Source organism: Roseovarius tibetensis (assembly GCF_050896375.1).
Classification (GTDB): Bacteria; Pseudomonadota; Alphaproteobacteria; order Rhodobacterales; family Rhodobacteraceae; genus Roseovarius; species Roseovarius tibetensis.
Map to the genome: position 1 here is coordinate 1 of NZ_JBPBBB010000024.1, position 19,629 is coordinate 19,629.

Sequence of the window (19,629 nt, forward strand, 5' to 3'; positions counted from 1 at the left end):
CCCGGCATCTCCGTCTCGGCGATGTCGATCTCCTTGCGCCCATACGCCGCCAGACCGATGTCCTTGATGATGTAATCGTTTGCCATCTCTCGTGGCCCTTTCGGTGATGAAATTTGGCGTGGCGTAGCACCGCGCCAGTCGGGCGGCAATGTGCGAATGGTCGCTGCCGCGGGTCATCCGACACGCGGGGTTTGCGCATGTGCCGCAACGGCGCTAGCAGTGGTTTCATGACCGCCCCGACGCTCAGCTTTTCCGGTCCCGCCGCGCGGGTGCAATACGCCCTTCTGATGGGGCTGTTCCGGCTGGCGGTCACGCGGCCGCTTTATGGCCGGTTCGCGCGCGGGCTGGGGCGGCTTTTCGGCCCGGACACGGCCGTCTGGCTGCACGAGGGGGGGGCACCCCCCTACCGCATTTCCCTTGATGACGGCTACTGGACGCGTTTCGCGCTGTATCATGCGCCCTACGAGCCGGAGGTCGCCCGCGTCCTGCGGGCCGCCGCCGGGGCCACGCCGCTGTTTTGCGACCTGGGCGCGAACAAGGGCTACTGGACGACCCGCGCCGCATCGCTTTTCGACCGTGTGATCGCGGCCGAGGCGTCGCAGGATACCTTCCGGGATCTGTCCGAAAATGCCGGGGATCTGGACAACGTGACGCTGCACCGGGCCGCGATCCACACGAGGTCGGGCGAGGTGCTGACCTTCGTCAACACGCATAACAGCCACGCCTCGGCCCGGCTGCAGGCGGACGCACCCGCCGGGGCGCGCGATCGCGTCGAACAGGTCGAGACGCGTGCCATCGACGATCTGGTGCCGGCAGGGACGCCCGCGCTGATCAAGCTGGACGTCGAAGGCGCCGAGATCGCGGCCATCGACGGCGCGGCACGCGCGCTCACAGACGGTGCGGTGCTGATCTACGAGGATCACGGCAACGATCCCGCCTGCACGGTCAGCGCGCACCTGCTGGACCAGCCCGACATGCGGGTCTTCGCGATCCATGACGCGCTGGTGCCGATGCCCGACATTACCACACTGCGCGGCCTCAAGACCGATCCGTACAAGGGCTACAATTTCCTTGCCGCGCGGCACGACTCGCCGTTGCTGACGCGGATTGCAGAGGGCTTTGCAAATCCTGCACAGTCCGGCTAACCAGCGCATCGCAACAGACTTGGACGCCCCCATGCCCCAACCCCGCGCCTGGCAAAAGATGCTTTCGGGTCGCAGGCTCGACCTGCTCGACCCCACGCCCGTCGATATCGAGATCGAGGATATCGCCCACGGTCTCAGCTTCGTGGCGCGCTGGAACGGGCAGACGCTGGGGGATTTCGCCTATTCCGTGGCCGAGCATTCGCTGCTGGTGGAACGGCTGTATGCCCGGATCGCCCCGCGCGCGCCCGCGAAATGGCGGCTGGCCGCATTGCTGCACGACGCGCCGGAATACGTGATCGGCGACATGATCTCGCCGGTCAAACACGCGGTCGGCCCGGACTATGACGCGCTGGAGCGGCGGATCGGGGCGGCGGTGCATATACGATTTGGTCTGCCCGCCGAAATCCCCGCCACCGTCAAGAAGCAGATCAAGCGCGCCGACAGGCTTAGCGCCTGGATGGAAGCCACCGAAATCGCAGGGTTCTCCGTGGCCGAGGCGGATCGGTTCTTTGGCCGGCCCGACCGCGAGATGCTGCGCGATCTCGCCATCACGCTGCGCCCGCCGACAGAAACCCGCGCCGCCTATACCGCCCGGCATCACGCGCTCATGGCTGAAATGGGCTGATGAGGGGCCGCCGGGGGCGTCGCGACAATTGCGACGCCCCCGGCGGCCCTGCGATCACCTGAACGCCGCCGGTGCAGGCGGGGGCCCGCCCCGTCAGTATTCCACGACGGCGCGGATGCTTTCGCCCTTGTGCATCAGATCGAACCCGTCGTTGATCTGGTCGAGGGTCAGCTTGTGGGTGATCATCGGGTCGATCTCGATCTTGCCCTGCATGTACCAGTCGACGATCTTCGGCACATCCGTGCGCCCGCGCGCGCCGCCAAAGGCCGTGCCGCGCCAGGATCGCCCGGTCACAAGCTGGAACGGCCGGGTCGAGATCTCGGCCCCGGCGGGCGCCACGCCGATGATGATGCTCTCGCCCCAGCCCTTGTGCGCCGATTCCAGGGCGGCACGCATCACGCCGACATTGCCCGTCGCATCAAAGGTGTAATCCGCGCCACCCCCGGTCAGTTCCACGAGGTGCGGGACGATATCGCCCTCGATCTCGCGCGGATTGACGAAATCGGTCATGCCGAAATAGGTGGCCATCTCGGCCTTGGCAGGGTTGAGGTCAACCCCCACGATCTGGTCGGCCCCGGCCATGCGCAGGCCCTGAATGACGTTCAGCCCGATGCCGCCCAGACCGAACACGATCGCGGTCGAGCCCAGCTCGACCTTGGCGGTATTGACGACCGCGCCGATGCCGGTGGTCACGCCGCAACCGATATAGCAGATCTTGTCGAAGGGGGCGTCCTTGCGCACCTTGGCCAGCGCGATCTCGGGCATCACGGTGTGATTGGCGAAGGTCGAGCATCCCATGTAGTGATGGATCGGCGTCCCGTCGAGCATCGAGAACCGCGTCGTGCCGTCGGGCAGCAGGCCCTGGCCTTGGGTCGCGCGCACCGCCTGACAGAGGTTGGTCTTGGGGTGCAGGCAATACTCGCATTCGCGGCATTCGGGCGTGTAAAGCGGGATGACGTGATCGCCCACTTCAAGGCTGGTGACGCCTTCACCCAGTTCGACGACGACGCCGGCCCCCTCATGCCCGAGGATCGCGGGAAAGATCCCCTCGGGATCCTCGCCCGAGCGGGTGAACTCGTCGGTGTGGCACAGGCCCGTTGCCTTGATCTCGACCAGAACCTCGCCCGGTCGCGGGCCTTCGAGCTCCACATCCATGACCTCCAGGGGCTTGCCGGCCCCGATTGCGACGGCGGCACGTGTGCGCATGATCTGTCCTTTCGTTTGATTTGCAGCGACTGTGCGGGAAACCGGGCGTGGGATCAAGGCGCGGGGCGACTCGACTCCGCATGGCATGTGGCCTAATTTGGAACAAAAGCAGAACAAGTGTCGCCATGCCTGCCCGCCGTATCCTGTCTGTCTGGTTTCCCCGTCTCGGGGCGGAGCGTCTCTTGCGTCGTCGCGGGGATGCGGGGTCGCGGCCTTTCGCGGTGGTGGCCGATGACGGGCAACGTCAGGTGCTGAGTTCGCTGTCACCCGAGGCCGAGGCGGCGGGGCTGGCCGTTGGACAACCGCTGCGCGAAGCGCATGCGCTGTGTCCGGATCTGGCCACGCAGGTGCAGCACCGCGCGGCCGAGGCCGGGTTCCTGCGCGCACTGGCCCGGTGGGCGGACCGCTTTTCGCCGCTTGTGGGCGAGGAGGGCGCGGACGGGCTGCGGCTGGATATCACCGGCTGCGCGCATCTCTTCGGTGGCGAGGCCGCGCTGATCGACAGCCTGACCCAGGAGGCCGCCGACCTGGGCCTGTCGGTGCGATGCGGGCTGGCCGATACGGTGGGTGCTGCCTGGGCGTTGGCGCGGTTCGCGGATCGCGGGCTTGCGCCGGGGCGGTCGGGCGACGCGATCGAGCAAGAGGCCCGCGCCACCCGCGCCCGCGCCGCCAAGCGCCGGCACTGGCAGCGGGCCACACGTGATCCGGGCGCGCCGCAGACTGCCCGGATCGCACCACCGGGGCAGATGCACGGCGTGCTGGCCCCCTTGCCGGTGGCCGCATTGCGCCTGCCCGACAAGGTGCTGGCGGATCTGGGGCGGCTGGGGCTGCGCCGGATCGGCGATCTGGTGGGACAGCCGCGCGCCGCAATCGGGCGGCGGTTCGGGCCAGAGGTCATGGGCCGCCTCGATCAGGCGCTCGGGCTGATGCCCGAGCCCGTCTCGCCCGCCGCCCCGCCGCCCCGTTTCGCCACACGGCTGAGCCTGCCTGATCCCATCGGTCTGCGCGCGGATATCTGCGCCGGGTTGGCGCGGCTTGTGTCGCGGCTGTGTGACATGCTGCAGCGGAAAGGGCAGGGTGCGCGGCATCTGCGGATCGAGGCGTTTCGCACCGATGACAGCCTTCAGGTGCTTGATCTGCGGCTCGCCCGCCCAAGCCATGCGCCGGAGACGATCCAGCCGTTGCTGGAAGACCGGCTTGACGGGATAGACGCGGGCTTTGGCATCGACGTGCTGCGGATCGAGGCACTGGTGATCGAACGTATGGAGGCACGGCAGGTGCGCAGTCCGGTCCATGACGGCAGCCCGGCCACCGGTGCCGAGACCCGCGCGGCGGCCCTCACCGATCTCGTGACCCGGCTGGGTGGGCGTATCGGGCTGGACGCGATCACCCTGCGCCATCCGGCTGAAAGCACGATCCCCGAGAAATCCGCGTTGACCCTCGCCGCCGCCTGGTCCGACCCGGCGCCGGGGCCCTGGCCGCTGCCCGATCTGGCGCGTCCGTTGCTGATGTGGCGCCCCGAGCCGCTGCGCGTCCTGCGCGAGGCGCGCCCCTGCGCCGCCTTTCACTGGCGCGGACGAACGCACGAGGTCACAGCCTCGATCGGGCCGGAACGCATCGCGCCGGAATGGTGGCTCGACGATCCGGAATGGCGCAGCGGGCTGCGCGATTACTGGCAGGTCGTCACGACACGCGGCGAACGGCTGTGGCTGTTTCAGGCGTTTGGCGCGCAGATCTCGGGCGGCTGGTTCTGTCAGGGCCGCTTCGGGTGACGCGGATGCGTGAAATCGCTTGATTCCGCCCTGATTTGGCGCAACTCTGACCCCCATGAGCTTTCATTCCCTTGGCCCCGCGCCCGGCCCCGACCCTGCGCCGTATGATCAGGTGGCGTTTCAACGTGACGAGCTTGGCGTGATCCTGTCGCTTTACGGGCGCATGGTGGCGGCGGGCGAATGGCGCGATTACGGCATTTCCTGCCTGCGCGAGGTCGCCGTCTTTTCTATCTTTCGCCGCACCGCCGAACACCCGCTGTACCGGATCGAAAAGCGCCCCCGCATGCAGGCCAAACAGGGTCAGTATTCGGTGATCGGCATGGATGGCCGGATCCTGAAACGCGGTCACGACCTGCGCACAGTGATGCGCGTACTGGAGCGCAAGCTGATCCGCGCGGTGGATTAGGCCGGCCTCTCGGGCAAACGCTTGCACGCAAGGACGGGCCCGTCGCCCTGCGCCTCGATCCGCGCGATGGCCTCTGCCACGGGTTCGTACGCCACCTGCATGTGATGCGCGTTGGCATGGACAAGTGTCTGCGGTGTCGCCACCCAGGCCACATGCCCGCGCCAGAACATCAGGTCGCCGCGCTGCAGTGTGCCGTCTTCGGGCACGGCCCGGCCCAGGGCGGCGAGCTGTGGCCCGCTGTCGCCCGGACAGGCAAACCCGCAGGCCAGGCACCCCGCCTGCACCAGCCCCGAACAGTCGATGCCGAACGGAGAGTCGCCGCCCCACAGGTAGGGCGTTCCCAGGTGCAACTCGGCCACCGTCACCGGATCGAGGTCCGGACTGTCGAGCGGGGCCAGATGCGCGTGCGGTACGAAGCCATGCGGCGTGGCGGCAAACCGGCCCTCTTCGGACAGGACACGCAACCGCGCGCCATATCCCAGGCTGAACCGTTCTCGGGTCTTGACGTCCGGAGCGGGGTAGACATGGGTGGCACGCGCGCAGACCCGGTGGGTCACCGTGCCCGTTTCGAGCGCGGCGCGCGGCACGAAACCGGCATAGCCATCCCGGACCGCCGTGACCTCGGCCCAGCCATCGGTTTCACGCAGCAGATGCACGCCTTCACCCATCCGCAACTGCCGGTCGCGCGGCCCGTTCGGGCTGCGGCACAGATCGACCAGCGGCCGTGCGATGAGATATGTCGCGCTCACAGGCGCAGCACCTGCGGCAGCGCCTCCAGCAGGGCGCGCGCGCCCATCCCGACCCCGCCCTTGGGGCGTGCGGGCGCGGCGGTGGTGGACCATCCATAGATGTCGAAATGCACGTAATGCCCTTCGCCGGCAAAGCGGCGCAGGAACAGCGCCGCAGTGATCGCGCCCGCGAACCCGCCCGAGGGCGCATTGTCGAGATCGGCGATCCCCGGCTCGATCAGCGCCTCGTAAGGGGTGTGGAACGGCAGGCGCCAGACCGGATCGCCGACCGCCGCCGCGCCGGCCTCCAGCCCCGAGGCGACGCGGGGCTCGTCGGTGAAGAACGCCGCGATATCGGTTCCGACCGCCACGCGCGCAGCCCCGGTCAGCGTCGCCATAGAGACCATCAGGTCGGGCGCGTCCTCGGCACCGTAGGCCAGCGCGTCGGCCAGAACCAGCCGGCCCTCGGCATCGGTGTTGTTGATCTCGACCGTCATCCCGTTGCGCGCCGTGAGTATGTCACCGGGCCGGAAAGCGTCCGCGCTGACGGAATTCTCGACCGCCGGGATCAGCACCCGTAGGTGCAGCGGCAGGTCGAGCGCCATGATCATGTGCGCAAGACCCAGCACCGTCGCCGCCCCGCCCATGTCCTTTTTCATCAGCCCCATGGAAGCGCCGGGCTTGAGATTCAGCCCGCCCGTGTCGAAACACACCCCCTTGCCGACCAGCGTCAGGGTGGGGCCGGTCTCTCCCCATGTCATCTCGATCAGGCGCGGCGCCTCGGCGGCGGCGCGCCCGACCGCGTGGATCAGCGGGAAATTCGCGTCGGTCAGGTCCTCGCCGCGCCGGCAGATGATCCGCGCGCCGTGCCGTTGGGCAAGATCGGTGCAGGCCTTTTCCAGCGCCTCGGGGCCGAGATCGTTGGCGGGTGTGTTGATGAGGTCGCGCGTCAGCACCTCGCCCGCCGCGATCGCCTCCAGCCGGGTGGTGTCCATCCCCTCGGGGGCGACGAGCCGTGCCTTGACGGGGGATTGCGCATGGTAGCGGTCGAACGCGTAATGCGACAGCAGCCAGCCAAGCGCCTCTGTCTCGGCCTCGGCCGGTGGCAACCCCTGGACCCGGTACGTGCCGTCGGGCAGGGCGGCGGCGATGCCCGCGAGGTGGAAGCGGCCCCGCGCGCGGGCCGCGCCCGTCCCGTATCCGCCGACGGCCATGGCGATCCCGCCCTGTGCGTCGGGTACGACGACCGTACGGCCAAGCGCGCCGGAGAACCCCGTCGCACGCAGCCATGCCGCCACCTGCGGCTCTTGCGCCGCGATCCAGTCGTCACAGCCGTTTTCTGCCACCAGATGCAACGGGATCGCGGGCGTGCCGGGGGCGGCGAATGTCGGGGTCATGGGACAACCTTTGCAAAACGTTAGCTGTCCGTGAGCCTAGCCACCTGCGCGCCGCCTGCAACCCGTCAAATCACGCCGGCACGGCCGGCGGGTCAATAAGAGGCATCCCCGACATCACATATTTCGCACAATGAGCGTTCCCCGATCCGCAAGAGCCGCGCGAAGGTCGCGGCGAGTGCGTTGCTGTCGCCGGCATCAATGCTTGCGGTCACGTCGCCCGCCACCCGCGCCAGAAGCGACATGCCGATCTGGTCGGCGATCGCGACAAGGCTGCGGCTGCTCTTGCGCATCTCGTCGAGACGCCGATCGCGGTAGCAGCGATCCGCATGACCCAGCCGCGCGGCCAGTTCCTCGAGCGCGCGGCAGACGATATCCTCGGCCCCGGTTTCGCCCAACTGGTCGAAAAGCACATCCAGCCTGTGCGGATCGAGCCGCACGTGTTCATCCTGTTTGAGTAACGTCACCTGTTCCACTGTCTCACCCGACTTTGTTGATCCTAGCGTCCCCACACGCAGGCATCATGGCGCGACGATGGTTCCCAAAGGGTTTAAGTCAGGGCGAATTTTCCCTCGAATTCGAGACGATTCCCGACTATCAAGCCGCGACTGCCGCAACCCCGGAGCCGGAATGGAACATGCCCGCCCGCTGCCCACCTACCTGGTGCATCGTTATCACGGCTGGAAAGCCACCACCTATGCCGAGAACAAGGCCTGGTACCGTCATCTGGCCGAGCAGGGCCAGCATCCCCGCGCGATGGTGATCTCGTGCTGCGACAGCCGCGTGCATGTCACCTCGATCTTTGGGGCGGATCAGGGCGAGTTCTTCATCCATCGCAACATCGCCAACCTCGTGCCGCCCTTCGAGACCGCCGGCGGACAGCACGGCACCTCGGCGGCGCTGGAATTCGCGGTGACCGCGCTCAGCGTGGCACATGTGATTGTCATCGGCCATTCCGCCTGCGGAGGGGCGCGGGGCTGTCAGCGGATGTGTGCGGGAACGGCCCCCGACCTCGAGCAGGAGACGAGCTTTGTCGGCCGCTGGCTGGAGATCCTGCGCCCCGGCTACGAACGGGTGCGCGACATCGCCGACACGGACGCACAGCTTCATGCGTTGGAGCGCCAGACCGTGGTCGTCTCGCTCGACAACCTGATGAGCTTTCCCTTCGTGGCCGACCGCGTCACGGATGGCACGCTGACGCTGCACGGGCTGTGGCACGATATCGGGTCGGGCGGGCTGGAGCAGTACGATGCCGTACAGGACCGCTTTCAGCCACTGTGATCTGCGGCTGAGTCCGCGCCCGGCGGCGTCGGAATTTCGAGTATTTTCGGAAAGATGAAGCCCCGCGGCGCGCGTCACGCTCCGCGGGGTGGATCGTGTGTCAGGCCGCTGCGGGCTGTTGGTCGAAGCGGCCGTAGAAGGTCTGGTTTTTCCCGGCCATCTCGCGCAGCAGGTCCGGCGTCGCGAAGCGGCGGCCGAATTCTTCGGCAAGCTGATCGCAGCGCTCGGCGGCATAAGGCGTGCCGAGGATATCCAGCCACGAGAACGGCCCGCCGGACCATGGCGCGAAGCCCCAGCCGAGGATCGCGCCGACGTCGCCTTCGCGGATGTCCTCGAGCACGCCCTCTTCCAGCGCGCGGACCGCTTCGAGTACCTGCGCGAACATCAGCCTGTGCTGGACGAGCGTCAGGTCGGGCTGCGTGTCCGCGCGCGGGAATTTCTCGGCGAGACCGGGCCAGTAGCCAAGGCGCTTGCCCTTGTCGTCATACTCAAAAAAGCCGGCATTGGCCTTGCGCCCGAGACGCCCCTCGCCTTCCATCCAGAAGATCACCTCGTCGACGGCCTCGTCGGGGTAGGCGTCGCCCATGGCCGCTTTGGTCGCGCGCGCGATCTTCGCGCCGAGATCGATCGACGTCTCGTCGACGAGCTGCAGCGGCCCGACCGGGAAGCCCAGTTGCCGCGCCGCATTGTCGATCAGCGGCGGGGCCACGCCCTCGGCCACCATGCGGATGCCCTCGTTGATATAGGGAATGATGCAGCGATTGGCGTAGAAGAACCGCGCATCGTTGACCACGATCGGCGTCTTGCGGATCTGCCGCACGAAATCGAGCGCCTTGGCCACGGCGCGTGCCCCCGTCTTTTCGCCCTTGATGATCTCGACGAGGTTCATCTTCTCGACGGGCGAGAAGAAGTGGATGCCGATGAAGTTTTCGGGCGTGTCGCTGGCGCGGGCCAGATCCGTGATCGGCAGGGTCGAGGTGTTGGTGGCAAAGACGCAATCGCCGTCCACCTCGGCGAGGGCCTTTTTCGTGGCCTCGGCCTTGATCTCGGGATCTTCGAACACCGCCTCGACGATCAGGTCGCAGCCCTTCAGCGCGGTATAATCCGTGGTGGCGGTGATCCGGTCGAGCGTCGCCTGCTTGCTGTCTTCGGTGGCCTTGCCACGCTTGATCCCCTTGTCCATGAAATCGGCGGTGTAGGACTTGCCCTTGTCGGCGGCGTCCTGTTTCTGGTCGATCAGGATCACGTCGATCCCGGCCTGCGCCGAGACCAGCGCGATCCCCGCGCCCATCATGCCCGCGCCCATGACGCCAAGCGTCTTCACGCGCTGATCGGGGGCCTCGGGGCGATTGGCGCCCTTCTCCAGCGCCTCCTTGTTGATGAAGAGCGAGCGGATCATCGCGGATGAACTGGGGTCCATCAGCACATGCGTGAACCAGCGCGCCTCGATCCTCAGGGCGGTGTCGAACGGCACCAGCGCGCCCTCGTAGACCGCCGACAGCAGCGCCTTTGCGGCCGGGAATGCGCCTTGCGTGCGCCCGTGGAGCATCGCGGAGGCCCCGACGAAGGTCATGAAGCCCGCCGGATGATAGGGCGCGCCACCGGGCATCTTGTAGTCCTTCTCATCCCACGGCTTGACGATCTTCGGGCCTGACAGCACCCATTCCCGGGCCTTTTCGATCAGTTGATCGGCGGGCACGACCTCGTCCAAGACGCCGGCCGATTTGGCCTTTTTGGGGTCGTTGAGCTTGCCTTCGAGCAGCAGAGGCGAGGCCGCCATCGCGCCCATCTTGCGCACCAGCCGCGTGGTGCCCCCCGCACCCGGGAAGATGCCGACCATGATCTCGGGCAGGCCGATCTTGGCCTTCGGGTTGTCGGCGGCAAAGATCCGGTGACAGGCGAGCGGAATCTCCAGCCCGATGCCGAGCGCCGTGCCGGGCAGCGCGGCGGCGATCGGCTTGCCGCCCTTGTTCTTGTCGTCCATGCCCGCGCGCTCGATCTTGCGCAGGATGGCGTGCATGCCCATCACGCCGTCGAAGAGGCCGCGGGCAGGCTCGTCGCCGGCCTCGTCGCGCATCCGTGCGATGGCGTTGAGGTCCATGCCGCCGGCAAAGCTGCCCTCTTTGCCCGAGGTCAGGATCACGCCCTTGACGGCATCGTCTGCCAGCGCGTCATCGATCAGCGCCTCGAGATCGACAAATCCCTGCCGGGTCATCACGTTCATCGATTTGTCGGCGACGTCCCAGGTGATGATCGCGACGCCGTCGGCGCCCTTTTCCATGGTGAAATCGGTCATTGTCGTAGCCTTTCGTTACACGCGTTCGATGATCGTGGCGGCACCCATGCCGGAGGCCACGCAGAGCGTGGCAAGCCCGGTGCCCTTGCCCGTGCGCTCCAGCTCGTCCAGCAGCGTGCCGATGATGATCGCGCCCGTGGCGCCCAGCGGGTGGCCCATGGCAATGGCCCCGCCATTGACGTTGAGCTTGGCGTGATCGACGTCGAAGGCCTGCATGAAGCGCAGCACGACCGAGGAAAACGCCTCGTTTACCTCGAAAAGGTCGATATCGTCGATCGCCATGCCGCTGTCGCGCAGCGCCTTTTCGGTGGCCGGGACCGGGCCGGTCAGCATGATCGTCGGATCGGTGCCTATCTTGGTGGTCTGACGGATGCGCGCGCGCGGCGTCAGGCCCCATTTCTCGCCGAACGCTTTCGATCCGACGAGCACGCCCGCGGCACCGTCCACGATACCGCTGGAGTTGCCGGCATGGTGGATGTGATTGATCGCCTCGAGATGCGGGTATTTCAGCTTGGCCACGGCATCGAAGCCGGGCATGTTTTCGCCCATGTCCTTGAAGCTGGGCTTCAGGCTGCCAAGCGACTGCATGTCGGTCTCGGGGCGCATGTGCTCGTCGCGGTCGAGGATCGGAAGACCGTTCTGATCCCGGATGCCGATGATCGAGCTGTCGAAGCGATGATCTTTCCACGCCGCGGCGGCGCGGCGCTGCGATTCCACGGCGAAGGCATCGGCATCGTCGCGCGAAAAGCCGTATTCGGTGGCAATGATATCGGCCGAGATGCCCTGCGGCACGAAATAGCTGTCCATGGCGATCGAGGGATCGACGGCGATCGCCGCCCCGTCGCTGCCCATGGCGACACGGCCCATCATCTCGACCCCGCCGGCGATATAGCCGTCCCCGGCCCCCGCGCGCACCTGGTTGGCGGCAAGGTTCACCGCTTCCATGCCGCTCGCGCAGAAGCGGTTGATCGAGAGGCCTGGCACCCGCTCGTCGAGGTCGGAGGCCAGCACGGCGGTGCGGGCGAGGCAGCCGCCCTGTTCCTTGACCTGCGTGGCATTGCCCCAGATCACGTCCTCGACGGCGTGGCCGTCAAAGCCGTTGCGCGCAATCAGCGCATTCAGCACATGCGCCGAAAGGCGTGGCGCCGTCAGCTCGTGCAGGGCGCCATCGGTGCGCCCCTTGCCCCGCGGGCTGCGTACCGCGTCATAGATATAGGCGTCGGTCATGTCGGTCTCCTTGGTCATTGCCGGTCGGACGGGTTGCCGGGCATCAGGTCATAGGGGTGTTTCCATCCCGGCAGGCGCTCGATATTGCCGAGCCACCGGTCGATTTCGGGCCAGTCGGCGCGATCGAACCCGAACGGCTCGGGGTAGAAGAGGTAGCCGCAACAGCTCAGATCGGCATTCGTCGGCGCCTCTCCCACGATCCAGTCGCGACCTGACAGGTGGGTGTCGAGCGCGGTATAGGCGGCCTTCAGCCGACCCTGCATGAAGCTGATCACCTCGGCGGGGCGCTTGTTCTCGGGCAGGAAATTCATCAGGAACCGTGTCATGCCCGCCTGACCGCTGAGCTTGTGATTGTCCCAGAACATCCAGCGCATCACCTCGCGCGCCTCTTCCGGCGTGGCACCGCCAAACTTGCCTGTCATCTCCGAGACATAGATCTGGATGACACCCGATTGCGTCAAGGTGGCCGCACCATCCACCAGCACCGGCACCTCGCCCATGACGTTGAGATCGCGAAACGACTCTTGCCGCGTCTCGTCGCCGAAGAAGTCGACAAAGACTGGGTCCCAGTCGGCGCCCGAAAGCTCCAGTGCCAGTGCTGCCTTGTAGGCATTGCCGCTTTCGCCGAAGCAGTAAAGTTTCAGGGTCATTGGCGTCCTTTCGGGCGTATGTCTTTTGCGGTGTGCGTTGGAGTCGAGTATTTTTGGAAAGATGAAGCTGAAAGAGGTTTACCGGATATCAACTTTGACATGTTGTTCTCGCTTACGCGGTACAGGCTGGAGAGCCGTCGGCCGTGAAAGGTGAAGCCCTGTTCCGGTGCCTGATGCCTGTCGGCCCGCGCATCGGGCAGGGTGGACCGTTCCCATTCATCTTTCCCGAAATACTCCCGCCGGAGGCATCCGACACCGGCCTTCCGCGCGATCGGCACGCATGTCTTCCATGGCGGCGTGCCGGTCATGACCGGACCTTTCCTTTCATGACCGGCACGCCGCACCAATCAGCCGGCGGCGCTGGCGAACTGCTCGGGCTCCAGCGCCATGACTGTATCCGCGCCGGTCTGGATGCGCGCGAGATGCGTGGCGGTCATCGGCAGGTGCCGGCTCATGTAGTGGCGCCCGGTGGCAAGCTTGGCCTCGTAAAAATCCGCGTCGCCGGTTCCCTCATCGAGACCCGCCTTGGCGGCCTTTGCCATGCGCGCCCACATCAGTCCCAGGCAGACATGCCCGAAGAGATGCATGAAATCATACGAGCCTGCGAGCGCGTTATTGGGTGTCTTCATGCCGTTTTGCATGAAATAGGTTCCCGCCGCTTGCAGGTCCTTCGAGGCGGCCTTCAGCGGGTCGAGAAACTGCGCGTCGAACTCGGCGTCCTGCCCTGCGTTGTCCTTGATGTAGCCCTTCATCATGTCGAATACCGCCATGATCGCCTTGCCGCCGTTCTGCGCCAGCTTGCGCCCCACCAGATCCAGTGACTGGATACCGTTGGTGCCCTCGTAGATCATGGTAATGCGCGCATCGCGCACGTACTGCTCCATCCCCCATTCGCGGGTGAAGCCGGACCCGCCGAGCGTCTGCTGTGCCAGCACCGTCGTCTCGAACCCCTTGTCGGTCAGGAACCCCTTGATGACCGGCGTGAGCAAGGAGATCATCTGCTCGGCGTCCTCGTCGCCGGCGCGGACATGGGCGTCGATCATCGAGGCCCCCCAGAAGGTGAAGGCGCGCGCGCCTTCGACAAAAGCCTTCTGATCCATCAGGTTGCGGCGCACGTCGGGGTGCACGATGATCGGGTCGGCAGCCTGATCGGGGGCTTGGGTGCCGGTCACGTCGCGTCCCTGCAGCCGGTCGAGCGCGAAGCCCAATGCGTTCTGATAGGCGACCTCGCCCTGCGCGTAGCCCTGCAGCCCGACGCCGAGCCGCGCCTCGTTCATCATGGTGAACATAGCGCGCATGCCCTTGTGCGGCTCACCCACGAGGTAGCCGGTGGCGCCGTCGTAATGCATCACGCAGGTGGCGTTTCCGTGAATGCCCATCTTCTCTTCCAGCCCGCCGCATTGCAGCGCGTTGCGGTCGCCCAGCGAGCCGTCCGCGTTCACCAGGAATTTCGGCACGATGAAGAGCGAGATCCCCTTCACCCCCTCGGGCGCGTCCGGCAGCTTGGCCAGAACTAGGTGGATGATATTGTCGACCATGTCGTGCTCGCCGGCCGAGATCCAGATTTTCTGACCGCTGATCTTGTAGCTGCCATCGTCCTGCGGCACGGCCTTTGTGCGGATGAGGCCCAGATCGGTGCCGCATTGCGGCTCTGTCAGGTTCATCGTGCCGCCCCATTCGGAACTGACCAGCTTGGGCAGGTAGGTCTGCTTTTGCTCGTCGGATCCGTGGGCATGGATGGCATTGTAGGCGCCGTGCGTCAGGCCCTGGTACATGTTGAAGGCCATGTTCGCGGCCGAGAACATCTCGCCCACCGCCGTCGAAATGAGGTAAGGCAGGCCCTGGCCGCCATAATCGGGGTCGCAGTCCAGCGCGGTCCAGCCGCCCGTCCGCACCGTGTCGAACGCGGCCTTGAACCCCTCGGGCGTGCGCACCACGCCGTTTTCCAAGGTGCATCCGGCGCGATCGCCGACCGGGTTGAGCGGGGCCAGCACCTCTGAGGCGATCTTGCCGGCTTCTCCCAGAATCGCGGCGGTGAAATCGCGGTCCAGTTCGTCATAGCCGGGGATGGTCGAGTCCGAGACGTTCAGCACATCGTGCAGCACGAACTGCATGTCGCGGGTGGGGGCGGTGTAGGTTGGCATGTGTCTCTCTCCCTGGAACAACTGCCGGACCGGTTTTTGACCGGGTCACTCGGCGGCGTCTCGGTTTTCCTTCAGTGAGGCGAGCATGCGCTCGCCCCATGTCATCTGTTCGCGCAGCTCCGAGATCGCGGTCTCCAGTTCGTCGCGCTGCGTCTCCATCTCGGCCAGGCGCGCCTGCGCCACCTCGTAGGCGCGGGCAATCTGCGTGTGTTGCCGATCCCCCGTGTCGTAGAGGTCGAGCAACTGGCGCAATTCCTCGAGGCTGAACCCGAACCGCTTGCCGCGCAGGATCAGCTTCAGCCGGGCCCGGTCGCGCCGGGTGAAGAGGCGCCGTTGCCCCTGCCGCACGGGCGACAAAAGCTCTTTCGCCTCGTAGAATCGCAGGGTTCGCGGGGTGACGTCGAATGCCGCGCACATCTGCTGGATTGTCATGACCTCGTCATTCATCGGTTCGCCTTTATCGCACGTCTTTGGCAACGACATGCGATATGCCTTGCCGTGATACAACACCCGGGCGGGTTGACGTAAGCGCTACGTCACGTCACTTTTCGGTTGACGTAAGATAAGGCAAGGTCAAGGTCCGGCCGGCGAAAGTTTCTTGCCAAGCCGCGCCCCGTGTCTGTCGAGGCTGGGTCAGTCGAGGCTGGCGGCCGTCTCGTCGCGCAATTGCCGGAGTTCCACGATCGCCTCGTCGAGCTGGCGGCGTTGTTCGGCCAGTTCGACAAGCTGCCGGTCGGCCAGCGCGATCCAGCTGCGCATCTGCGCGTCGGTGCCTTCATGTTCGTAGATGAGCAGCCACTGACGAATATCCTCCAGCGCGAATCCGAACTTTCGGCCCCGCAGGATCAGCGTCATGCGGGCACATTCGCGGGGGCCGTAGAGTCGTGTCCGGCCCTCGCGTTCAGGCTGCAGAAGCTCGATATACTCGTAATAGCGCAGGGTGCGCGGCGTCACGTCGTATTTCGCGCACATTTCCTTGAAGGTGAGTCGCGGCTCGGACATCAGGCTCTTCTCCCTGTCGGGGGGAAGACTACGCCTGTGAAGCGCCGCGTCAATGCCCCGCCGTCAGTTCATGAATCCCGGTGCGAAGAAGAAGAACCCGTAGGCCATCAGCAACGCGGGCACTGCCGAATAGGCCGTCGCCAGAACGGCGGCGCGGGGATTGATCGCGATGGCGGGGAAAAGCGCGTCGCCATCGTTCGATATCGCGTTGCCCAGCAGTGCCGAGAACGGGATCAGCCCGTTGATGTAAAGCGTCGTGACCAGTACCTGCGGGCCACAGCCCGGCACGAAGCCGATCACGACGCCGATCAGCGGCAACAGCGGCGCGACCGTGGCGAACATCGCCTCGAGGTCCAGCCCGCCATAGGCCGCCATGTAATCATAGGCAAGATACGCCCCGATCACCCAGACCGATATGAACGAGGTTTCCTCGGCCATGCGGGTGACCGGCGCATCGGCGCTGTTGGTCATCGCTATCAGCGGGGACGTTGCCCATATGGCAAGGCCGATGGCCGTACCGGCAAGCCCGACGATCATGACGGGCATGTCGCCGAAGATATCGCCGATCTCTGCCCCGGTCAGTTGCGTGACGCCCATCACCAGCCCCGGCACGGCCACCGCCAGGAACGCGAGGTCGCGGCGGCGCAGCCGACCGATCCGCGGGACAAGGTCGTGGGCCTCGGCCTTGCCCGCGGTCGGCGGTGCCAGCCGCAGCGCGTCGATCAGCCAGCCCGAGATGACGCCCACGGCGAAGGACAGCGGCAGCACGACCGCCGCGGCATCGGGACGTGTCGCGATCAGCAGGAAGGCCGCGTCGCCCATCGTCGCGGTCAGTGTCGCCACGACGGACCCGAAACTGACATGGCCCGAACTGTAGGCGGCCACCACCACGACCGCCCCGCCGCACCCCGGCGTGGCCCCCATCAGGGCCGCAAGGGGAACTTGCGCGTGACGCGCTGTGCTCAGTGCCTCGCCGATATTGTAATTGAACACCCGTTCGGAGCCGTAGAACAGCAGCAGGGTCGCGGCGACGAAGGCCGACACCTGCAGGTAGGCATCCACCATCAGGCTGCGCGTCAACTCGCCGAACGCGCCGGGCACCAGCGCCAGCGTCAAGAGCAGCAGCGCCACGGCGATCCTCTTGGGCCGTAGCGGGCGGCCGAGAGCGGCGATCGTGCCATAGGTTCCGGTTTCCATGCTCATCGGGCGTATCTTTCGTGCCGTTCAAGGCCTGTGCAGTTGCTACTCATTCGCATTAGCGATGAATTAGGGGGTTGAAGCATGCCTGTCAAGGTCGAATAAAAGATGCCATCAGTGCGACACGTCCCGAAGGGCCGAAGAGAGGCAAGATGAGCGACACCGATTCCGCGCGAGAGTTCATGGAGACGCTGCCGCATGCGCGGGCGCTTGGTCTGCGCATGGTGCAGATGGGCGATGGAACCGCCGAGATCGAGATGGATTACGACACACGCCTGATCGGTGATCCCGAAACCGGCGTGATCCATGGCGGCGCGGTGTCGGCGCTGATGGATACCTGTTGCGGTGCGGCGGCGATGAGCCATCCGGCCTCGATCGGTGGTACTGCCACCATCGACCTGCGCATCGACTACATGCGCCCCGCCACGCCCGGCCAGACGATCCGCGCGCGCGCCGAATGCTACCACGTCACGCGCTCGGTGGCCTTCGTGCGCGCCCGCGCGATGGATGACGACACGGCGCGCCCGGTGGCCGCCGCGACCGGCAGCTTCACCGTGGAGGGCGGATGATGGCGCGGCCCCGTCCCGACCCCGTGCAGGTGGTGAAAGAGCGTCGCGATGCCGCGCTGCGGGCGCTGGTCGCGGGGGTACCCTATATCGGCTTTCTGGGGGTCGCGTTCGAACGGCGCGGCGACGAGCTGACCGGCGTTATGCCCTTCGACGAGAAACTCATCGGCAATCCGATCCTGCCGGCGTTGCACGGGGGCGCAACGGCGGCGTTTCTGGAAATCACCTCGATCATCGGGCTCAGCTGGGGGATGCTGTGGGACGAGGTCGAGACTGGCGCTGTTGATATCGACACCCTCAAGGCGGGCCGCCTGCCGCGCCTGCCCAAGACCATAGATTTCACCGTGGATTACCTGCGCTCGGGGCTGCCGCGCGACGCCTATGCGCGCGCCCAGGTCAACCGGTCGGGGCGGCGCTATGCGAGCGTCCATGTCGAGGCGTGGCAGGACAATCGCGGCCGCCCCTTCGCGCAGGCGACAGGGCATTTCCTGATGCCGCGTCGCGATGAGTGAGCCTGCGCGCGCGGTCACCCATGCCCGCGTCCTGAAGATCGCCCTGCCGATCGTGATCTCCAACGCCACGGTGCCGATCCTCGGCGCCGTCGACACCGGCGTCGTGGGCCAACTCGGGCAGGCCGCGCCCATCGGGGCCGTGGGCATCGGCGCGGTGATCCTGACGGGCATCTACTGGATCTTCGGGTTTCTTCGTATGGGCACGACGGGCCTGACCAGCCAGGCACATGGCGCGGGGCAGACGGGCGAGGTCGCGGCCCTGCTGACACGCGCGCTGATGATCGGGCTGGCCGGCGGGATCGCGGTGATCGCGCTGCAGGTGCCGATCTTCTGGGCTGCGTTCAAGGTCGCGCCCGCCAGCGCCGAGGTCGAGGGGCTGGCGGGCGAGTACCTGGCCATCCGGGTCTGGTCCGCGCCGGCGATGATCGCGATCTTCGGCCTGACCGGCTGGCTGATCGCGCAGGAGCGCACGCGCGCGGTTCTGGCCATCCAGGTGCTGATGAACGGCGTCAACATCGCGCTTGACCTGTGGTTCGTGCTGGGCCTCGACTGGGGCGTGGCGGGTGTGGCGCGGGCCACGGTGATCGCGGAATGGGGCGGGCTCGCGCTTGGCTTCTGGTTCTGTCGCGATGCCTTTGCCGTCCCTGCTTGGCGCGACTGGCCGCGCGTCTTCGATCCCGCGCGGCTGCAAGTCATGGTGGCGGTGAACACCGACATCCTGCTGCGTTCGCTGATGCTGCAGGTGATCTTCGTCTCGTTCCTGTTTCTGGGGGCCGATTTCGGTGACGTGACGCTGGCGGCCAACCAGGTGCTGTTGCAGTTCCTGCACATCACCGCGCATGCGCTCGACGGCTTTGCCTTTGCCGCCGAGGCACTGGTGGGCCAGGCCTTTGGCGCGCGCGCGGCGGCGGGCCTGCGGCGCGGTGCGGTGATGACCAGCATCTGGGGGCTGGTGGTCTGTGGCCTTCTGGCCATCGGCTTTGCCGGCTTTGGGGGCACCATCATCGACATCATGGCCAAGGCCCCGGGGGTGCAGACCGAGGCGCGCGCCTACCTGCCCTACATGGTGGCGGCCCCGGTCGTGGGGCTGGCGGCGTGGATGCTGGACGGCGTGTTCATCGGCGCCACCCGCTCGCGCGACATGCGCAACATGATGGCGGTCAGCCTTGCGGTCTACGCGGTGGCGGCGGCGATCCTTGTGCCGGGTCTGGGCAATCACGGGCTGTGGCTGGCGCTGCTGATCAGCTTCATTGCGCGGGGCATCACCCTCGGCCTGCGCTATCCGGCGCTGGAGCTCGGCGCGGGGCCGGGGTGACGGGTGAGACGGACAGTCCGGCACGTGGCGCCCTCGCATGTCCGCGGGCAGGCGATCCGGGATATGTCCAGCGCGCTTTATGCCGGCCATCCCGCAAAAGCTTTAATCGATGCGCCAACGTCACCGAATCGCCTGTCCGGGGGGCGGACATGCGATGGCGCTG

Annotated in this window: 21 protein-coding genes; 8 read left to right on the plus strand and 13 right to left on the minus strand. The window is 66.5% G+C overall.

Annotated elements, in window-relative coordinates; genetic code table 11:
- The coding region (locus ACROSR_RS14305) for an adenosylhomocysteinase (protein WP_432686284.1) at positions 1–86 on the minus strand (86 nt) is incomplete at its 3' end.
- Between the two features lie 141 nt (positions 87–227).
- Between ACROSR_RS14305 and ACROSR_RS14310 the strand changes: the two genes are divergently transcribed.
- Both ACROSR_RS14310 and ACROSR_RS14315 read left to right on the plus strand, forming a co-directional pair.
- Positions 228–1,145 carry an FkbM family methyltransferase gene (locus ACROSR_RS14310; RefSeq protein WP_432686197.1) on the plus strand — a complete coding sequence of 306 codons (918 nt, stop codon included), beginning with the start codon at positions 228–230 and terminating at the stop codon, positions 1,143–1,145.
- 31 nt (positions 1,146–1,176) lie between these two features.
- A complete protein-coding gene (locus ACROSR_RS14315) occupies positions 1,177–1,770 on the plus strand; it encodes a YfbR-like 5'-deoxynucleotidase (RefSeq protein ID WP_432686199.1) in 594 nt (197 codons plus the stop codon).
- Between the two features lie 93 nt (positions 1,771–1,863).
- Here ACROSR_RS14315 and ACROSR_RS14320 read toward each other — a convergent pair whose 3' ends face one another.
- On the minus strand, positions 1,864–2,976 hold the full coding sequence (locus ACROSR_RS14320; protein ID WP_432686201.1) for an S-(hydroxymethyl)glutathione dehydrogenase/class III alcohol dehydrogenase: 1,113 nt from the start codon (positions 2,974–2,976) through the stop codon (positions 1,864–1,866).
- Between the two features lie 125 nt (positions 2,977–3,101).
- On the opposite strand from ACROSR_RS14320, the gene ACROSR_RS14325 reads away from it, so the two are divergent.
- Both ACROSR_RS14325 and ACROSR_RS14330 read left to right on the plus strand, forming a co-directional pair.
- A complete protein-coding gene (locus ACROSR_RS14325; protein ID WP_432686203.1) occupies positions 3,102–4,748 on the plus strand; it encodes a Y-family DNA polymerase in 1,647 nt (548 codons plus the stop codon).
- 55 nt (positions 4,749–4,803) lie between these two features.
- The gene (locus tag ACROSR_RS14330) at positions 4,804–5,154 is read left to right on the plus strand and encodes a DUF2794 domain-containing protein (protein ID WP_432686205.1); all 351 of its coding nucleotides are present in this window, start codon (positions 4,804–4,806) and stop codon (positions 5,152–5,154) included.
- Here ACROSR_RS14330 and ACROSR_RS14335 read toward each other — a convergent pair.
- From ACROSR_RS14335 to ACROSR_RS14345, 3 genes are all read right to left on the minus strand, one after another.
- Entirely contained in the window at positions 5,151–5,903 is a 753-nt protein-coding gene (locus ACROSR_RS14335) for a C40 family peptidase (RefSeq protein WP_432686207.1), read from the minus strand. The two genes, ACROSR_RS14330 and ACROSR_RS14335, sit on opposite strands and share 4 nt — an antisense overlap.
- Positions 5,900–7,279: a leucyl aminopeptidase family protein gene (locus tag ACROSR_RS14340; protein ID WP_432686209.1), complete on the minus strand. Its 1,380-nt coding sequence runs from the start codon at positions 7,277–7,279 to the stop codon at positions 5,900–5,902. The genes ACROSR_RS14335 and ACROSR_RS14340 overlap by 4 nt, the downstream gene beginning before the upstream one ends.
- Positions 7,280–7,371: 92 nt before the next feature.
- On the minus strand, positions 7,372–7,716 hold the full coding sequence (locus ACROSR_RS14345; protein WP_432686211.1) for a hypothetical protein: 345 nt from the start codon (positions 7,714–7,716) through the stop codon (positions 7,372–7,374).
- Positions 7,717–7,906: 190 nt separating this feature from the next.
- On the opposite strand from ACROSR_RS14345, the gene ACROSR_RS14350 reads away from it, so the two are divergent.
- Entirely contained in the window at positions 7,907–8,557 is a 651-nt protein-coding gene (locus ACROSR_RS14350; protein ID WP_432686213.1) for a carbonic anhydrase, read from the plus strand.
- Between the two features lie 100 nt (positions 8,558–8,657).
- On the opposite strand, the gene ACROSR_RS14355 is transcribed toward ACROSR_RS14350, so the two are convergent.
- The 8 genes from ACROSR_RS14355 to ACROSR_RS14390 form a co-directional block, all read right to left on the minus strand.
- Positions 8,658–10,853 carry a 3-hydroxyacyl-CoA dehydrogenase NAD-binding domain-containing protein gene (locus ACROSR_RS14355; RefSeq protein ID WP_432686215.1) on the minus strand — a complete coding sequence of 732 codons (2,196 nt, stop codon included), beginning with the start codon at positions 10,851–10,853 and terminating at the stop codon, positions 8,658–8,660.
- A gap of 15 nt (positions 10,854–10,868) precedes the next feature.
- A complete protein-coding gene (locus tag ACROSR_RS14360) occupies positions 10,869–12,080 on the minus strand; it encodes an acetyl-CoA C-acetyltransferase (RefSeq protein ID WP_432686285.1) in 1,212 nt (403 codons plus the stop codon).
- Positions 12,081–12,094: 14 nt separating this feature from the next.
- Entirely contained in the window at positions 12,095–12,730 is a 636-nt protein-coding gene (locus tag ACROSR_RS14365; RefSeq protein ID WP_432686217.1) for a glutathione S-transferase family protein, read from the minus strand.
- Entirely contained in the window at positions 12,727–13,038 is a 312-nt protein-coding gene (locus tag ACROSR_RS14370; protein ID WP_432686219.1) for a hypothetical protein, read from the minus strand. The genes ACROSR_RS14365 and ACROSR_RS14370 overlap by 4 nt, the downstream gene beginning before the upstream one ends.
- Before the next feature lie 39 nt (positions 13,039–13,077).
- Positions 13,078–14,874, minus strand: coding sequence for an acyl-CoA dehydrogenase C-terminal domain-containing protein (locus ACROSR_RS14375; RefSeq protein WP_432686221.1), 1,797 nt, complete (start codon positions 14,872–14,874; stop codon positions 13,078–13,080).
- A 45-nt stretch (positions 14,875–14,919) separates the two neighbouring features.
- Positions 14,920–15,321, minus strand: coding sequence for a MerR family transcriptional regulator (locus ACROSR_RS14380; RefSeq protein WP_432686223.1), 402 nt, complete (start codon positions 15,319–15,321; stop codon positions 14,920–14,922).
- A 186-nt stretch (positions 15,322–15,507) separates the two neighbouring features.
- On the minus strand, positions 15,508–15,876 hold the full coding sequence (locus tag ACROSR_RS14385; protein ID WP_432686225.1) for a MerR family transcriptional regulator: 369 nt from the start codon (positions 15,874–15,876) through the stop codon (positions 15,508–15,510).
- Positions 15,877–15,939: 63 nt separating this feature from the next.
- Complete coding sequence (locus tag ACROSR_RS14390) at positions 15,940–17,079, minus strand: putative manganese transporter (RefSeq protein ID WP_432686227.1); 1,140 nt, start codon at positions 17,077–17,079, stop codon at positions 15,940–15,942.
- Positions 17,080–17,225: 146 nt separating this feature from the next.
- On the opposite strand from ACROSR_RS14390, the gene ACROSR_RS14395 reads away from it, so the two are divergent.
- From ACROSR_RS14395 to ACROSR_RS14405, 3 genes are read left to right on the plus strand one after another with little or no spacing between them, the layout of a single operon-like run.
- The gene (locus ACROSR_RS14395; RefSeq protein ID WP_432686229.1) at positions 17,226–17,642 is read left to right on the plus strand and encodes a PaaI family thioesterase; all 417 of its coding nucleotides are present in this window, start codon (positions 17,226–17,228) and stop codon (positions 17,640–17,642) included.
- The gene (locus ACROSR_RS14400) at positions 17,642–18,151 is read left to right on the plus strand and encodes a PaaI family thioesterase (RefSeq protein WP_432686231.1); all 510 of its coding nucleotides are present in this window, start codon (positions 17,642–17,644) and stop codon (positions 18,149–18,151) included. The genes ACROSR_RS14395 and ACROSR_RS14400 overlap by 1 nt, the downstream gene beginning before the upstream one ends.
- The gene (locus ACROSR_RS14405) at positions 18,144–19,466 is read left to right on the plus strand and encodes an MATE family efflux transporter (RefSeq protein WP_432686233.1); all 1,323 of its coding nucleotides are present in this window, start codon (positions 18,144–18,146) and stop codon (positions 19,464–19,466) included. Before ACROSR_RS14400 ends, ACROSR_RS14405 begins: the two co-directional genes overlap by 8 nt.
- Positions 19,467–19,629: the final 163 nt, after the last annotated feature.

What these genes read in the sequence shown, in the direction of transcription:
- ACROSR_RS14330 (WP_432686205.1), top strand. Translation starts at nt 4,804, where the DNA reads ATGAGCTTTCATTCCCTTGGCCCCGCGCCCGGCCCCGACCCTGCGCCG.
- ACROSR_RS14355 (WP_432686215.1), bottom strand. Translation starts at nt 10,853, where the DNA reads ATGACCGATTTCACCATGGAAAAGGGCGCCGACGGCGTCGCGATCATC.
- ACROSR_RS14395 (WP_432686229.1), top strand. Translation starts at nt 17,226, where the DNA reads ATGAGCGACACCGATTCCGCGCGAGAGTTCATGGAGACGCTGCCGCAT.
- ACROSR_RS14325 (WP_432686203.1), top strand. Translation starts at nt 3,102, where the DNA reads ATGCCTGCCCGCCGTATCCTGTCTGTCTGGTTTCCCCGTCTCGGGGCG.
- ACROSR_RS14365 (WP_432686217.1), bottom strand. Translation starts at nt 12,730, where the DNA reads ATGACCCTGAAACTTTACTGCTTCGGCGAAAGCGGCAATGCCTACAAG.
- ACROSR_RS14380 (WP_432686223.1), bottom strand. Translation starts at nt 15,321, where the DNA reads ATGAATGACGAGGTCATGACAATCCAGCAGATGTGCGCGGCATTCGAC.
- ACROSR_RS14310 (WP_432686197.1), top strand. Translation starts at nt 228, where the DNA reads ATGACCGCCCCGACGCTCAGCTTTTCCGGTCCCGCCGCGCGGGTGCAA.
- ACROSR_RS14350 (WP_432686213.1), top strand. Translation starts at nt 7,907, where the DNA reads ATGGAACATGCCCGCCCGCTGCCCACCTACCTGGTGCATCGTTATCAC.
- ACROSR_RS14340 (WP_432686209.1), bottom strand. Translation starts at nt 7,279, where the DNA reads ATGACCCCGACATTCGCCGCCCCCGGCACGCCCGCGATCCCGTTGCAT.
- ACROSR_RS14320 (WP_432686201.1), bottom strand. Translation starts at nt 2,976, where the DNA reads ATGCGCACACGTGCCGCCGTCGCAATCGGGGCCGGCAAGCCCCTGGAG.
- ACROSR_RS14400 (WP_432686231.1), top strand. Translation starts at nt 17,642, where the DNA reads ATGGCGCGGCCCCGTCCCGACCCCGTGCAGGTGGTGAAAGAGCGTCGC.
- ACROSR_RS14385 (WP_432686225.1), bottom strand. Translation starts at nt 15,876, where the DNA reads ATGTCCGAGCCGCGACTCACCTTCAAGGAAATGTGCGCGAAATACGAC.
- ACROSR_RS14315 (WP_432686199.1), top strand. Translation starts at nt 1,177, where the DNA reads ATGCCCCAACCCCGCGCCTGGCAAAAGATGCTTTCGGGTCGCAGGCTC.
- ACROSR_RS14360 (WP_432686285.1), bottom strand. Translation starts at nt 12,080, where the DNA reads ATGACCGACGCCTATATCTATGACGCGGTACGCAGCCCGCGGGGCAAG.
- ACROSR_RS14370 (WP_432686219.1), bottom strand. Translation starts at nt 13,038, where the DNA reads ATGACCGGCACGCCGCCATGGAAGACATGCGTGCCGATCGCGCGGAAG.
- ACROSR_RS14390 (WP_432686227.1), bottom strand. Translation starts at nt 17,079, where the DNA reads ATGAGCATGGAAACCGGAACCTATGGCACGATCGCCGCTCTCGGCCGC.
- ACROSR_RS14375 (WP_432686221.1), bottom strand. Translation starts at nt 14,874, where the DNA reads ATGCCAACCTACACCGCCCCCACCCGCGACATGCAGTTCGTGCTGCAC.
- ACROSR_RS14405 (WP_432686233.1), top strand. Translation starts at nt 18,144, where the DNA reads ATGAGTGAGCCTGCGCGCGCGGTCACCCATGCCCGCGTCCTGAAGATC.